The organism is Thermodesulfobacteriota bacterium, from assembly GCA_034189135.1.
Classification (GTDB): domain Bacteria; phylum Desulfobacterota; class Desulfobacteria; order Desulfobacterales; family JAUWMJ01; genus JAUWMJ01.
The window spans coordinates 12445-28224 of sequence record JAXHVO010000078.1; the positions used below are offsets into that span (position 1 = coordinate 12445).

Sequence of the window (15780 nt, forward strand, 5' to 3'; positions counted from 1 at the left end):
GAGGAGTTGAAAAATGAGTTTATTATACGGACTTGTCACCGGCATCCTGTTTGGCATCATCATGCAAAGATCCGGCATACTGGCATATGAAAAACAGATCGGTGCCGTTCGATTGATTGATATGACGGTTTTTAAACTGATGCTCAGTGCAATCGTCGTCGGTACCATCGGCATTTACCTGTTTAAAGATTTGGGAGTGATCAAACTGAGCCTGAAAGCAACATCCATCGGCGCCCAGGTAATCGGCGGCTTAATTTTTGGGGTCGGCTGGGGTCTGTTGGGTTACTGCCCGGGTATTGCGGCCGGAGCGCTGGGAGAAGGCCGTGTCGATGCGCTCTGGGGAATTTTGGGAATGCTGTTTGGCGGAGCGGTTTATGCAACGATATATCCCTTTATGAAAAAATATATCATCAGTATCGGGTCATTTGGTAAAATATCGCTTCCACAGATTTTGGGAATAAACCATTGGATCGTCATCCTTGTTTTCAGCCTTTTGGTGGTGGTGCTGTTTTGGTTTTTTGAGAAAAAAGGGTTATAAAAATATTGATTTACTTGTAAAAAGTCCAATTTTTACCACAGAGAACACGGAGATCACAGAGATGACTAATTATAAAAAAGATATTCTCTGTGTTCTCCGCGAACTCAGTGGTGAAAACAGAAAAGGAGAATAAGATGGCTCAACCCGAAGAGATGTATCAGTGTCAGACAGTAAATTGCGGATATATATATGACCCGGACCGGGGAGACCGGAAAGGGAAAATTCCCAAAGGTACCCGGTTTGAGGATCTGCCGGATGACTGGAAATGTCCAATCTGCGGTGCCGGTAAAAAGATTTTTAAGCCCCTGGCAGGCCCTGGTTCGGTCGCGGCGGAGGGTTAAAAATTGATCGCGTTTTAATACACATCAGGAGATGTTTATGAAAAAGTTTGCCCTTTTTGTTTTCAATGGTGACCCAATGTGTTTTATTCATGTCCTTTTAAATGCCCTTGATATGAAGGAAAAAGGATTTAATTGTAAGATTATCATAGAAGGCTCAGCCACAAAACTACTTTCTGATTTGGCTAAACCGGACAATCCTTTGCACAAGCTGTGGGAAAAGGTGAAACAAGACGGACTGGTTGACGGTGTTTGCAAGGCCTGCTCAAATAAGTTGGGAACCCTGGAGGCAGCAAAAGAACAAGGCTTGGCGCTGCTGGATGAAATGTCAGGGCACCCCAGCATGGCGCGATATCGAGATGAAGGGTTTGAGATCATATCGTTTTAATTGGTGAAACGATAATTACTCAGTATAAACAGTTTCAGGCTGGCTACGTGAGTGGTCACCATAGCTGCAAAAATCATTACATCTGAGTGGTTACCTAGAGCAATTCTCATAAATTTTCATGCCCGACTGGGCACAACGAAGCATGAAACCTAAGGTTCGACCGGGGAATCGCCTATTGGCCCGTTACCAGACATAACAATCTTTTCTAGAAATGAACGTACGGCAGCTATCACGCTTCGATTAGATTTGAACCAGCCCCAGGGGACAGAATCCCACGGCAGCGTTGATCGTCTCTGCCTGTATGGGCTTAACTGAGAAGATAGGGGGCGTGTAGGATTTCGATCTCATTTGTTAAGTCTGGTAACGGGCCAATAGGCGATTCCCCGGTCGAACCGAGCTCAGATTGAAAAACGATGGTTTGTTTCTATTGAATATTTTTAAGCGAAAAAGTATAAAAAGTAGTGTTGTGTAAGGAGTATGACGTATGGACCCTTCGTCTCTTATCCCTGCACCGGATTCCATCCCGGTTCACTGGGGCTGGCTTCATTTTTTGTTTTTACTGACCTTTGTGCTCCATGTTTTGTGCATGAATGCCATGCTGGGAACCGGCATTATTGCCCTGGTTAAATCTTTTAAAGGTAAGCGGCAAGATTTGCCCCTGGCCAAAGAGATTAGCCTGAAATTGCCCTATACCATTGCTTTTACCGTAAACATGGGTGTGGCCCCCCTGCTTTTCATCCAGGTTCTTTATGGAAACTTTATCTACACCTCCTCGGTACTGATGGGGTGGTACTGGCTGCTGATCATCGGGATACTAATCATTGCCTATTACAGCGCCTACCTGTTTGATTTTAAATTCGATGCACTCGGTTCAGCCCGAAGTATTTTTATTGCTGTTTGTGTCATATTGATGCTTTTAATTGCTTTTTTATTTACCAGCAATATTACTTTAATGCTGACGCCGGAAAAGTGGATCCGTTATTTTTCCAATAGCGGCGGTACTATTTTAAATCTTTCCGAACCCACCCTGATTCCAAGGTACCTGCATTTTGTCTGCGCGTCATTGGTGATAGGCGGTCTTTTTCTGGCCATAGTCGGCAAAATAAAGGCCAAAGAAGGAAACCACCATTATGAAGCCATGATTTCTTCGGGCATGAAATGGTTTTCCTATGCCACCCTGGTTCAGATCATCATCGGTTTCTGGTTTGCTATGGCACTTCCCAATCCTATTATCCTTTTATTCCTGGGAGACAGCAGCCTGGGAACCTTGCTGTTTTTTTTCGGCCTTGCCGGTGCGGGCACGGCATTATACTTCGGGTTTAACAAACGGGTCTGGCCCTCAGCAGGCGCGGCTATTTTTACCGTTGTGGTTATGGTTCTTATACGGGATATGGTTCGAACGGCTTATCTTAAACCATACTTTTCTCTTTCGGATCTTAAAGTTGAACCCCAGTACTCACCCATGATCCTTTTTATGGTTACCCTAATAGCCGGCATCGGCTTGATTGGATACATGTTGAAGCTGGCAACCAAAAGAAAACAGGAGTCCTGATATGAATTACCCGGTATGGGAACTGTATTATGCCGGCGGCGGCCTTCTGATCGCCCTGATGGCGGTGGTGCATGTGTATGTGGCCCATTTTGCAGTGGGTGGCGGCCTGTTTCTGGTGTTGACCGAAATGAAAGGGCTCAGGGAAAACTCTACGGCGGTCCTGGAATACACGCGAAAGCATAGCAAGTTCTTTCTGCTGCTGACCATGGTTTTTAGTTCTGTCACCGGTGTGGGGATCTGGTTTACTATTTCCCTGCTCAGCCCGGCGGCAACCTCTGTACTTATCCATACTTTTGTATTCGGTTTTGCCATGGAATGGGTCTTTTTCATACTGGAAATCGTGGCGCTTTTTTTATACTTTTACACTTTTAATAAAATAGATCATAAAGCCCACCTTATCCTCGGCTGGATCTATGCCGTTTCCGCTCTGATTTCCCTTATATTGATCAACGGTATCATTTCCTTTATGCAGACCCCGGGGGACTGGCTGGTAACACGCAGTTTCTGGGATGGATTTTTCAACCCCAGTTTCTGGCCGTCCATGTTTTTTCGCATCACCATCTCTCTTGTTCTGGCCGGAATATTCGGTTTTATCACTGCTGTTTTTATAAAGGATCCGGATTTCAAGGAAAACATGGTTTGTTATTGTGCCAGGTGGCTGCTTTTGCCGTTTATATTTATGGTTTTATTTGCCTGGTGGTACTTTGCTGCTTTCCCGGATTCGCTAAAAGCTATGATTCTGGGTCGTTCGCCCGAAATTGTTCCACTGACTAAAATTTTTGCCGCCGTTCTTCCGGTTTTATTCATCGGCGGTCTGTTAATGGCCATCCGCGTGCCGGGCAACATAAAAAAATATATGGCATTTGTTATCCTTGTTATCGGCCTGGTCTATATGGGTTCATTTGAGTGGATCAGGGAGGCCTCTCGACGGCCATTTCTTATTTACGGGCATATGTATTCAAATTCCATTAAAATTGAGGATGAAGCCAACATAAATAAGCATGGATTCCTTAAGACAGCCAAATGGGTAAAGCACCAAGAGATAAGTGATGCCAACATGCTCCACGCCGGACGGGAGATTTTTAATCTCCAGTGTATCACCTGCCACAGTGTGGGGGGGGCTTTAAATGACATTCTTCCGCTGACTAAAAAATTTACCGTTTTTGGTATGGATTCACAGCTCAACGGTCAGGGAAAAATAAATGACTACATGCCTAAATTCATGGGTACCCGGATGGAACGTCTGGCGCTTTCCAGGTATATGGTGGAAAAATTGCACGGAAAGGCAGACATTCCGACAAAGGCGGCAGTAAAGGAGTTGCCCGCTCCCATTGATCCTTTTGATGAAAAAAAGGATGAATACATACTTCTGGCCTGGAGTAACATCGGCATGCGCTGTATTTCCGACAGCGCTTCATGGTTCATACTGACTCCGCCCGGTAATGATATTTCCGCCTATCTGATACGCAGAGGGGAAACCCCTGAAATGGTTACCCAGGGGGTCAAGCTGACTTACAAGGTTGAACCGGGATTCGAGTATCCGTCCAAAACGGTAAAATTCTGGAACCATGCACAAAAATTTTTCGGAAAGAAACTGCCCCCTGATATCGGGCTTACCGGCAACGGGCTGAAGGGAAAGATGAAACTGGACGATGAAAACCAGGTGTTTGTGGCTGATGGTATCCCGGTGGTTCCCTATTCCGCTGATAATAGGTATAACCCTTATCCTCTGTTTACCATTGAGGCCATGGACCAAAACAGCGGAAAACGGCTTGCCCGCACCCGGGTGGTTGCATCTGTTTCCACTGAAATGGGATGCAAAAACTGTCATGGGGGAAAATGGCGCATGGAGGGGGTGACGGGAATTTCAGATGAAACCGCTTCAGATATTCTGGCCATGCACGATAAGATAAGCAAAACCGAATTGCTGAAGATGGCCCAACAGGGAAAGCCCTATCTTTGTAAGTCCTGCCATCTGGACGCGAATTCAGACACAAAATCAAAGCCCGGCGTGTTGAACCTTTCTGCCGCTATTCACGGGTTCCATGCCAACTACCTTACCGATAGAGATGTGGAAGCATGCCATGCCTGTCATCCATCTTCAGCGGGCGGTCATACCCAATGCTTACGAGGGATCCATCATGAAATCGGCCTGGATTGCACCAGTTGTCATGGGAATCTGGAGGATCATGCATTGAGCCTTCTGGTGGCGGAACAAAAGGCCGGGAAAAAAAGCGCCAAACGGCTGATGAAGCATCTTGTCCCCACCCGGGTAGATTCAATTGGCGGCATAAAACCGAGAAATCCATGGATCAACCAGCCCGACTGCCTGAACTGTCATATTGATTTCAATCCGCCCGAAACCGACCAAACCTTTAATCAGTGGACAAAATCGAAGGATCAGCTTTATCGTTCACGGACGGGTGATGCCGGAATCATGTGCCAGGCATGCCATTCAACTACCCATGCCGTGTATCCGGCAACCAATATTTACGGCAATAACAGAGATAATATCCAGCCGTTTCAATACCAGGGGAACCCTTATCCCATCGCTTCAAACAAGAACTGCAAGGTGTGTCATACCATCGATATGGATGAGGAACTGCACCACCCCAACAGTTTGGCCATGTTCAGAAATGTTCGGTGAGTGGTGTAAAATATGCAAGACCATTCAATACCGAGTCAAGTATCCCCCCATAGGTTGATATTGTATGAAAAAAAACTTTTAAGCCCTGGACCGGTTCCTGAAGTGGCACCATCCCCCAATACCTTTGCCCCGCGAAAGGGTGAAAATGGGTTTGACAGATGCATGAGCTTTGCATTAAATGAATCAACGAAATACTTAAGGCAAATCGATGATTTTGTTCAACACCTTAAGGGGGTCGAATTTTAATCGCATGAATATGAAACTTTCCATTCGCTGGACACTGATTTTTGGATTTCTGGGTTTGATTTGGGGGACCCATTTATTAACCGCTTCATCTTCGTTTTTTACCTCTCAGCGTGTCCTACAGGAACATGCCCGTCAAATTATGGCAAACGTGGCCGATCTGGCTCAAAGCCAGTCCTATCGACATTTAGTTACCGCCCAACACTCTGCAGAATTGACCACCCGAATGCTGACCGACGGTGTGCTGAATCATACCCAAACTGAGTCCCTGATCCATTATTTTCACAATCAACTGAGCCTTTATCCCCATTTTGCCGGTATTTATGTAGGGTATCCCAATGGTGATTTTTTTGATGTCCGACGCCACAATCAAAAAGGTCCGGGTGGATTTCGCACTAAAATAATTACCCATCACAACCAGCATAAACAAACCAGGCTGATCTGGCGCAATAGCCAAAGACAAGTGGTTGATCAGGAACAGGTTTCTGGTGACACCTATGATCCCCGCGTCCGCCCCTGGTACCGTAAGGCGCTAAAATACAAGAGTACCATCTGGTCCGACCCCTATATATTCTTTACCTCTCAAAAACCCGGCATTACCGTAGCTGCCCCCTGGTATGACAAGCAGGGAAGACTTAAAGGGATTGTCGGAGTCGATCTTACCATTGACCGGTTGTCCACTTTTTTTGCCGAACTGGAAATCGGTCAAAACGGCCAGGCCTTTCTGTTTAACCGTAACTCCGATATGGTTGCATTCCCTGAGCCGGATAAACTTAAAACCAAAACAAACCAAGCGGCTGCCGGCAGCCGATTTGTAAAAATACATGAATTGGAGCACGCCATTAGCCGAAAGGCATTTACAGCCGCACACCTTAATCAGCGTCCGGACGGTACCATCCGGCTGAATGTGCCGCATTTCGGCCACTTTGAACACCAGGGAAAGACCTTTCTGGCCATGTTTAAACCCTTTGCCGCGGAGAACTGGCCCTGGATTATCGGTATTTATATGCCCGCGGACGACTATTTAGGTGCCATCAAAGACAACCGTCGTTTAAACATATATTTCACCCTTGTCATTTCCCTGTTGGCCGCGTTAGTGGCTTTGTTTTTAGCCAAAGACATCATCAAAGCGATTTCAAGTCTTTCCGCTCAAGCCCACGCCGTCGAGCAAGGGGATTTGGAAGACCATTGGCCGATCCGGTCGATTTATAAAGAGCTCCAAACCACGGCCGACGCCTTTGTCCGCATGAAAGCAGGGATAAAAACAATGCAGGCCAAGTACAAAAGCATTTTTAGCAATATTCAGGACATCTATTATGAAGTCGGTATTGATGGCAAGATATTGGAAATCAGCCCGTCGGTGGAGCATATTTATCACGTCAAACGGGAAGAGTTGATCGGTCGATCTGTGTATGATTTTTACAAAACACCCAAAAAGAGCAGAAATCTATTGGATGCCCTGGAAAAAGACGGGCGGGTGACAGATTACGAAGTCACCATGAAAGATGAGGCTTTCCAAACCGTTTACGCGTCACTTAACTGCATTTTAATTCGCGACAAAAAGAAAAGGCAGCAAAAAATTATCGGCTCCTTGCGCGACATTACCGCACGCAAGCAGGTGCAGGCCCAGCTGGAAAAATATCGGAATCACCTGGAAGATGAAGTTAAACAGCGTACTGCGGATCTTGAACGTACCAACACACAACTGCGTGGCGAAATCGAACAGCGTCTGGAAACGGAAAAGGCCCTCAGGGAAAGTGAGGATAAATACCGAAATATATTGGCAAACATTCAAGAAGCTTATTTTGAAGTTGATTTGGCCGGCAATTTTACATTTGTCAACGATGCGATCTGCCAAATTACCGGGTATTCCGAGGAAGAGCTGATCGGTATGAACAACCGGGAGTACTCCACTCCTGAGACGGCTCAGCGGATCTATAATAAATTCAATGAAATTTATAGAACCGGGCTGCCGGTGGACTTTACCCGTTATACCATCATGGGGAAAGACCAGAAGGAACGTCATCTGGAGATGTCCGCGTCTCTGATTAAAAATGCAGAGGGGCAAGCTGTGGGTTTTAGGGGTGTTGCCCGGGATCACACCAATCGGTTAAAGGCCGAAAATGAAAAACACAAACTGGAAGAACAGCTTCAACATGCCCAGCGCATGAAGGCCATCGGTACTTTGGCCGGTGGGATTGCCCATGATTTTAACAATCTGCTGATGGCCATTCAGGGAAATATATCTACCTTGTTGATAAAAAACTGGCAGGATACAGGTTTGCAGGAAAATCTTAAAGTCATTGAACAGTGCGTCGCCAGCGGGGCCGATTTAACCCGACAGTTGCTTGGATTTGCCCGTGGCGGGAAATATGATGCCCGCCCCATCGACCTGAACGATACTGTGCGGCATACCGCCCAGATGTTCGGCCGGACCCGTAAAGAGATTGAGATCCATCAAGATCTAACCAAACATGCATGGGCGGTAGAAGCGGATCGCAGCCAAATTGAACAGGTGATGATGAACCTTTATCTCAATGCCGCCCACGCGATGTCCGGCAGCGGAAACATATTCCTGAAAACAACCAATATGAATTGTGATGAACCATATGTTCGGGCCCATGGTGTGCCTTCCGGCAAATATGTAAAAGTGTCTGTAAAAGATAACGGTTGTGGGATGGATGAAGAGGTCATGCGTCGTATTTTCGAACCTTTTTTCACCACCAGGCAAATGAGCCGCGGGACCGGGTTGGGATTGGCATCGGTTTTTGGTATTGTCAAAAATCACCATGGCTTTATTGACGTTGAAAGTCAGCCGGGTCAAGGAACGACTTTTAATATATACCTCCCTGTCAGCGAAAAAGAGCTGTCGGCTGAGGGTTAATCTTCATAGCCAACACGAATATCATTGAATCTTTCCTTGTGTTTCATTCAGGTAGAAAAAGTAGTTGACAGGATTTTTTATATTTTATATAGGATATAAATAATCCTAATTATCTTATATATAGTGGAGGGTAAGGTGAGGCTTACAAGAGCAGGTGAATATGGTGTCCGCTGTATCCTTTTTCTGGCTGGAAACAGACCCGGGAAGGTGGTGGGGCGCATAGAGATTGCCAGGGCCATGGATATACCGAAACAGTTCTTAGGCAAAATCGCCCAGCAGTTGGCCAGGGCTGGGTTTATCGAAATTATTCAGGGGGCACACGGAGGATACCGGCTTTTGTTATCACCCGAAAAATTAACGCTGTTGGACGTGGTTGAAGCGGTCACCGGGGAAATCTTTTTAACTGACTGTGTGATGCGGCCGGAATCCTGTTTCAGGAGTCCGGGGTGCTTCATTCATCGTGTATGGGAAAAGGCCAGGAAACAGCTGAGGGAAACCCTCAAGGAGGCCACCTTCGCTAAAATGCTGGAAGAGGAAACTTGCGTCTTTCCGGTAACATCGCCTGAACTATATAAGAAAAATACAATCAAGGAAGATATTTTTTAAAGGAGGTTCGCTTATGGACGTTTTAATGCTTTCCAGATTGCAGTTTGCCGCGGCCACATTCTTTCATTTTCTTTTTGTTCCGCTCACCTTGGGCTTATCAGTGATGGTGGCCATTATGGAAACAAGATATGTACGGTCCGGAGACGAGATGTACCTGAGAATGACAAAATTTTGGGGAAAATTATTTCTCATTAATTTTGCCATTGGAGTGGTGACCGGAATCACCCTTGAGTTTCAATTCGGGACAAACTGGTCCCGGTATGCGGAATTTATGGGGGACATCTTCGGATCCCTTCTGGCCATTGAGGCATTGGGATTCTTCTTTTTAGAGTCCATTCTTCTCGGGGTATGGATCTTTGGCTGGCGAAAAATTTCTAAAAAAGCACATGCCACTGTTATGTGGCTGATCGCCTTTGCCTCAACCGGATCGGCGGTGTGGATCTTAACCGCCAATGCCTGGATGCAACATCCCGTGGGCTATGTGATCAGAAACGGCAGGGCGGAGCTGGAAAGTTTTGCCGCAGTGACCCTCAACGAATTCGGTATCCTGATGTTTTTTCACACGGTGAGTGCGGCCTATATTCTGAGTGCCTTTTTCGTAATGGGTGTCAGTGCATATCATCTACTAAAAAAACAGCATGTGGAATTTTTTACCAGGTCTTTTCGAATTGCGCTGGTCTTTGGTCTGATCTTTTCTTTTTTTGAGATCATCGAAGGCCACGTGCATGGCAGCGATCTGGCGAAAAAACAACCCGCAAAATTAGCGGCCATGGAATCCCACTGGGAGACAGCTAAAAATGCTCCCATTTATCTTTTTTCATTTCCCGATGAAGCCAACGAAAGAAACAGTATTGAAATAGGGCCATTGCCGGGAATGCTGAGCCTGCTGGCTTTTCACAGTATGGATGCAGAAGTAAAAGGGCTGAAGGACTTCCCCCCTGATGAAAGACCGCCGGTGCTAATTCCATTCGTCTCTTTCAAGGTCATGGTGGGCCTGGGATTATACTTTGCCCTGGTCACCCTTATCGGGTGGTTAAGAAGAAATCGCCTGACCGAAAGTCGATGGTACCTGAAGTTGATGCTTTTCTCCATCCCTTTGCCCTATATTGCCATCGAGATGGGCTGGGCCTTGGCCGAAGTGGGCCGTCAGCCGTGGATTGTTTATGGCATTATGAAAACGGCGGATGCGGTTTCTCCTATTGCAGCCTCGCAAGTTGCAGTTTCTCTTGCCGCATTTATACTGGTATACGGTCTTTTGGGTGCCGTCGGCTTTTATCTAATCATTAAACATGCCAGAAAGGGACCTGAACCGGAAGCAGCATGATATTTGACTGAACAGTCATTTAATTTTAAAAGGAGATAAAAAATGGATATACAAACAATATGGTTTTTTCTTTGGGTATTGCTTTGGGCCGTTTATTTTGTCACAGACGGATTTGATCTCGGCGTGGGAACTTTGCTCCCGATCCTGGGTAAAACCGATGAAGAAAAAAGAATTATGTATAACACAGTCGGTCCCCTGTGGGATGGAAATGAGGTCTGGCTGATCACCGCCGGAGGTGTCACCTTTGCTGCATTTCCACGTGTGTATGCCGTGATGTTCAGTTCCCTTTATTCGGCTTTGATGCTGATTCTGTTTGCCCTTATCTTTAGAGGTGTTTCCCTTGAATTTCGAGGAAAGGTGGATGATCCGCGCTGGCGAAAATTATGGGACACCTGTATGTGCGCGGGGAGCCTGTTGCCGGCCGTACTTTTCGGTGTCGCATTTGCCAACATATTTCAGGGGATTCCCATCAATGGCGATGGTGTCTATCAGGGGACTTTATTGACACTGTTGAATCCTTACGGACTGCTTGGAGGGGTTCTTTTCCTGCTTATATTTCTCGTTCACGGCTCCTTATGGCTGGCGGTTAAAACTGAAGGGGATCTTCATCACAGGGCGGCCGGAATTGCCAACAAGCTGTGGCCGGTGCTTTTAGCCGTTGCCGTCATTTTCCTGGTGGCTTCGGCCTTTGCGACCCAAATTTATGACAATTACCTTGCCCAACCGGCGCTGTTTATATTTATTCTGATTACAGTGCTGGCTCTTTTTGGGATAAAATTTTTTCTGGCCAAAAAAAGCTATTGGAAAGCATGGTTTTCTTCCGCGGTTGCCATCATCGGGGCAACCTTTTACGGGTTTATCGGTTTGTTTCCCAGGATGTTTCTTTCCAATATAAACCCGGATTATACCTTAACAGCTTATAATTCGGCTTCAAGTTCTCTGACCCTTACAATCATGCTGGTGCTGGCCCTTATTTTTGTTCCCATTGTGCTCATTTACCAGTTTTGGGCTTATCATCTGTTCAAAGGGAAGGTGACCCAAGAGGATCTTGCCTATGAGGAGGCATATTAATAGGAAGAAAAGGCTAAGACCCGGGCTTATTTTTTACCAGGTTGTTAACGGAGTTTTACCTAAAAAGTAATGAGTAACCGTTCTTATGCGTAGGCTTTCTTCTGCCGTTTGAACATATTCATTAGAAACAAGCAGTCGTTTTTCAATCTTAACTCGGTTCGACCGGGGAATCGCCTATGGGCCCGTTACCAGACATACCAATTTTATCTATATATGAAGGTACGGTCTGCCTGAGGCAGACTTCAATTAGATTTGAGCCAGCCCCAGGGGACAGGATTCCACGACGGCGTTAATCGTCTCTGCCTGTATCGGTCTAACAGAGAAGATAGGGGGCGTGTAGGATTTCGATCTCATTTGTTACGTCTGGTAACGGGCCAATAGGTGATTCCCCCGGTCGAACCTTAAGTTTCATGCAGCCCGGTCGGGTATGAAAATTTATGCCGACTGCTATAAAGACATGCAGATGAAAGCCTCCATCTGGTAGAAAATTCAGTTTAAGCTAAAAGATCGCTCCGGGTTTATTTTTTTAGGGCAACCAGCTTACCGCTTAACAGCTTGATATGCCCCATCTCTTCCTTGATGATGGCATCAATTTTTGTTTGCCCAAAAGTTTCCGGAACCATTTCTTTCATACCCAGGTAAAATACGATGGAATCCTTTTCAGCCAGGATTGCCTCTTTTAAGATCTCTTCCATGGAAGTGACGTCGATCTTTTTTTCAAAGAATACCCGGGCATCGGCCAATGCGCGAAGATAAAGGGCTGTCTCACCCTCAGGGTCGAATACGGTTGCGGTTTTCTCCTGGTCAGACAGATTCGCTCTCAAATCGGCAAATGTTTTCTCATGTTCATCTTCCATGACGGCAAGATCGAGCAATAGCTTTTTTTCAGCGGGATCATCAATCGATTCTGCCGCCTTTCGGTAAAAGGAAGCGCCATTTCTTTCAATCTGCTCGGCCATTTCAAATATTTCATCTGCATTAAAATCGTAACTCATTTTTTTATCCTTTTTTTCGGGTTTTTAAATAAACTTTAATGGCGTCGTATAAATTTCTACCTTTTTCGGCATAAAATTGGGTTTTATGCCTTGACGCCATACACCAAAAACTTACTTAATCAGATTGGTATACTGCTGTCAAATGCCAATTTGAGGAATTTTTTTAGCCAAAACGATCTTGTCGAGATTGATGATCACATCATACACAACAATTTCAACACCGCAGGTTTTTGCCTTTCTAAGCTCTTTACCGTAAGCAGGGTCTATATCATCGGCCGGGGAGAATGCCTTTGCATCCATCCGTTGCACAAGGAAAAATATGATGCTGCGGTTTCCCTCTTTGGTGAGCCTTTGAAGTTCAGCAAGGTGTTTCCGCCCACGGGTGGTCACTGCATCCGGAAAAGATGCGAGACCATCTCTAACCAGGGTACAGTTTTTTATCTCAACGAAGCACTTCTCCTTATCCCCATTTGAAAGCAGGAGATCGAGGCGAGATTTGTCGGACACTTTAATTTCAGCCTTTATGTTTTTATAGCCCCTTAAGGGTTCAACCATCCCATCCTCAATCGATTTTTTTACCAGTCTGTTTGGGACCATGGTATTGACTCCCACCAGGGAGGTGGGCATTTTGATCATCTCCCAGGTATATTTTAACTTTCTTTTCGGATTGTGGTGAAATGAAAGATATACTTTTCTGCCCGGCTCGGAGCACTCTTTCATGGTGCCTGAATTGGCGCAGTGGGCCGTAACCAGGTCGTCGTTGTCGAGCCTTACATCCGCCAGGAAGCGTTTATATCTTTTGACCAGGGTTCCGGGTATAAGCTTGGGCCAGAAAAGACCTGGCGCGTTGTTTTTGCTTCTCATTATTTTTTAGGGATTCCGCTGTATTTCTGCTTAGAAATGGATACTGGTAATTACTACTTCATCAAAGAAGAAAAATCAATATGACACCCAATAACCTTAAAAAGAAAATCGATCGCCGACGCATTCAATATGACCTGGGGAAATATATTGCCCTAAGCCCTCTGGCATTAAAAAGGTGATCATATGGATTGCAGGGTTGATAAAGCCGGTTAACTATGTTATTTCCCGCTTATAATTTTTCTGACAGTTAGCTAAATTTATTATGCCTAAATTATCCTTGGAAAAAGTAATATCGAATCATAACAACCTGGAACGGGTGCTTGACAGTTTAAAGGACGGCATCATTGCCCACGATTTGGATCGGCAAATCTTTTATTTTAACCGGGAGGCGGAAAACATCACCGGTTACAGCAGAAAGGAGGTTCTTGGTAAGGATTGTCACCAAGCGTTTGGCGGACCTTTCTGCGGGGGGCGCTGTTCTTTTCTCAATGATAAACCGGCTCTGACTGACAAAGTTGAATATCCATTGAATATAATAACCAAAAGCGGCGAGTCCCGTCAGGTTGAAATGTCTGTGGTGATGATGAAAGATAACCAAAACCAGGATTTCGGAGTGCTGGCCTGCTTCAGGGACATTACCGATTTGCTGGATCTTAAGATCAGGGCCGGAGAATCCACCGGGTTTTCCAATATCATCGGCCGGGACAGCAAAATGCTCATGTTGTTCAGGCAAATTAAAGATGTGGCCGGCTATGATTACCCGGTGCACATTTTTGGAGAAACCGGAACAGGCAAAGAACTGGTGGCCAAAGCCATCCATAATGAAAGCCAGCGCGGAGGCGGGCCGTTTGTACCGATCAACTGTGGCGCCCTTCCCGAAGGGCTGATTGAAAGCGAGCTTTTCGGTCATGTGAAAGGGGCTTTTTCCGGCGCCATCCGTGATAAAAAGGGACGCTTCGAGCTTGCAGACGGCGGCAGTATTTTGCTGGATGAAATTGCAGAACTTCCCAAATTGTTACAGGTCAAGCTGCTGCGGTTTTTGCAGGACGGCATCATTGAGAAGGTGGGAGGAGAAAAAGCCATACCGGTCAACGTCCGTGTCATCAGCGCCACCAACAAGGACCTTAAAAAAGAAGTAGGGAAAAAAAGGTTTCGGGAAGATCTTTTTTACCGGCTCAATGTGATTCCGGTAGATATTCCCCCGTTGCGTGAAAGGAAAATCGACATTCCCCTTTTGATCGATTTTTTTCTGGATCAGGCGGGAACCGAAGGTCAAAAGAAAAAGAAGTTCTCGGAGGAAGCGTTGTCTATCATGATGGACTACCACTGGCCGGGAAATGTGCGTGAACTGCAAAACGCGGTTTTATTTTCCATGGTCAAATGTCGCGGCAAAGTGATTCAACCGGATGACCTTCCCATGGAACTTGACAAGGTTAAAAACAGTGCTGCAAAACGCGGCCCGTCCGGGAAGCTGGATATCGACCGGGTGAACAAGGCCCTGATCAAAACAGGAGGGAATAAAGCAAAAGCTGCCAGACTTCTTGGGGTGGGACGGGCCACGCTGTATAGATTTTTTAAAGAGCATCCGGCGGGTGTAACCGTCAACAAACTGTAAGCCTGACGAACCTTTGGTTTGATGCATCGTTGTGCCCAGTCGGGCATGAAAATTTATGACAACCACCATGAATCGGTCATAAGAGGATATTTCTCAAAGGTGATACCCTGTTTTATCCTCCTGCGATCATAAGTGTAATGTGAATATCATCTCCATCTTTTACCGGTTTGGCCAGTTCATCGGGATAGGCGCTTTTTAGATTGAGATAGATTTCAATTACGTTAGCCAGTTTCCCCTTTTTATTAAACAGGGCTTTTTCCATGCCGGGAAACTTCCTGACCAGACTGTCCAGGCAAGCACCCACCGTATTTCCATCAACCTCGACGATATTTAAGCCATTGGTAAATTGGCGATGTGTCTTATGAATGTTTATCTTTACGCTCACACCTGACTCCTTTTTTTCCAAAGCATAGCCAGCGGGTTTAGCACAAAGTGATATCAAAAGTAATGTCAGTTGAAAAAGGGGTTTATACTGTTTCTCAAAAATATATTCCGTTTTAAACGATGAAAAACTCGTATATAAGAAATCGTAAAGAAAGAACTCACTGTCTTTATTATAATTAATTTCGGTATGACAACTACTTCAGTAAATTAACACCCCAATTGAGCGAAAAAAAGTAGTAATAACCATCTAAAAAAGCTGGAAAAGCCTTTAGAATAAGGGTATACAGATGGTGACGAAACCAAAAACCCAAATTCTGAAAGGCTTTCATAG

The 15780-nt window shown here is 45.6% G+C and carries 13 protein-coding genes; 10 read left to right on the forward strand and 3 right to left on the reverse strand.

The window, feature by feature from the left end:
• Window positions 1-13: 13 nt before the first annotated feature.
• From SWH54_11415 to cydB, 9 genes are all read left to right on the forward strand, one after another.
• Window positions 14-538: a DUF6691 family protein gene (locus SWH54_11415; protein ID MDY6791862.1), complete on the forward strand. Its 525-nt coding sequence runs from the start codon at window positions 14-16 to the stop codon at window positions 536-538.
• A 134-nt stretch (window positions 539-672) separates the two neighbouring features.
• Window positions 673-879, forward strand: a complete 207-nt coding sequence (locus tag SWH54_11420) for a rubredoxin (protein MDY6791863.1) — start codon at window positions 673-675, stop codon at window positions 877-879.
• 37 nt (window positions 880-916) lie between these two features.
• Window positions 917-1264 (forward strand): cytoplasmic protein, encoded by a 348-nt coding sequence (locus tag SWH54_11425; GenBank protein ID MDY6791864.1) that lies wholly within the window; start codon window positions 917-919, stop codon window positions 1262-1264.
• Window positions 1265-1748: 484 nt separating this feature from the next.
• Window positions 1749-2816 carry a hypothetical protein gene (locus tag SWH54_11430; GenBank protein MDY6791865.1) on the forward strand — a complete coding sequence of 356 codons (1068 nt, stop codon included), beginning with the start codon at window positions 1749-1751 and terminating at the stop codon, window positions 2814-2816.
• A 1-nt stretch (window position 2817) separates the two neighbouring features.
• Window positions 2818-5463, forward strand: a complete 2646-nt coding sequence (locus tag SWH54_11435) for a cytochrome ubiquinol oxidase subunit I (protein ID MDY6791866.1) — start codon at window positions 2818-2820, stop codon at window positions 5461-5463.
• A 250-nt stretch (window positions 5464-5713) separates the two neighbouring features.
• A complete protein-coding gene (locus SWH54_11440) occupies window positions 5714-8590 on the forward strand; it encodes a PAS domain S-box protein (GenBank protein MDY6791867.1) in 2877 nt (958 codons plus the stop codon).
• A gap of 135 nt (window positions 8591-8725) precedes the next feature.
• Window positions 8726-9196 (forward strand): Rrf2 family transcriptional regulator, encoded by a 471-nt coding sequence (locus SWH54_11445; protein MDY6791868.1) that lies wholly within the window; start codon window positions 8726-8728, stop codon window positions 9194-9196.
• Window positions 9197-9209: 13 nt separating this feature from the next.
• On the forward strand, window positions 9210-10520 hold the full coding sequence (locus SWH54_11450; GenBank protein MDY6791869.1) for a cytochrome ubiquinol oxidase subunit I: 1311 nt from the start codon (window positions 9210-9212) through the stop codon (window positions 10518-10520).
• Window positions 10521-10562: 42 nt separating this feature from the next.
• Entirely contained in the window at window positions 10563-11591 is a 1029-nt protein-coding gene (gene cydB, locus SWH54_11455; GenBank protein ID MDY6791870.1) for a cytochrome d ubiquinol oxidase subunit II, read from the forward strand.
• Between the two features lie 518 nt (window positions 11592-12109).
• Here the strand turns inward: cydB and SWH54_11460 are convergent.
• Both SWH54_11460 and sfsA read right to left on the reverse strand, forming a co-directional pair.
• On the reverse strand, window positions 12110-12586 hold the full coding sequence (locus SWH54_11460) for a ferritin family protein (GenBank protein ID MDY6791871.1): 477 nt from the start codon (window positions 12584-12586) through the stop codon (window positions 12110-12112).
• Window positions 12587-12724: 138 nt separating this feature from the next.
• Window positions 12725-13450, reverse strand: a complete 726-nt coding sequence (gene sfsA / locus SWH54_11465) for a DNA/RNA nuclease SfsA (GenBank protein ID MDY6791872.1) — start codon at window positions 13448-13450, stop codon at window positions 12725-12727.
• A gap of 262 nt (window positions 13451-13712) precedes the next feature.
• Here sfsA and SWH54_11470 point away from each other — a divergent pair, with 262 nt between their 5' ends.
• A complete protein-coding gene (locus tag SWH54_11470) occupies window positions 13713-15065 on the forward strand; it encodes a sigma 54-interacting transcriptional regulator (GenBank protein ID MDY6791873.1) in 1353 nt (450 codons plus the stop codon).
• 112 nt (window positions 15066-15177) lie between these two features.
• On the opposite strand, the gene SWH54_11475 is transcribed toward SWH54_11470, so the two are convergent.
• On the reverse strand, window positions 15178-15450 hold the full coding sequence (locus SWH54_11475; GenBank protein MDY6791874.1) for a MoaD/ThiS family protein: 273 nt from the start codon (window positions 15448-15450) through the stop codon (window positions 15178-15180).
• Between the last annotated feature and the right edge of the window lie 330 nt (window positions 15451-15780).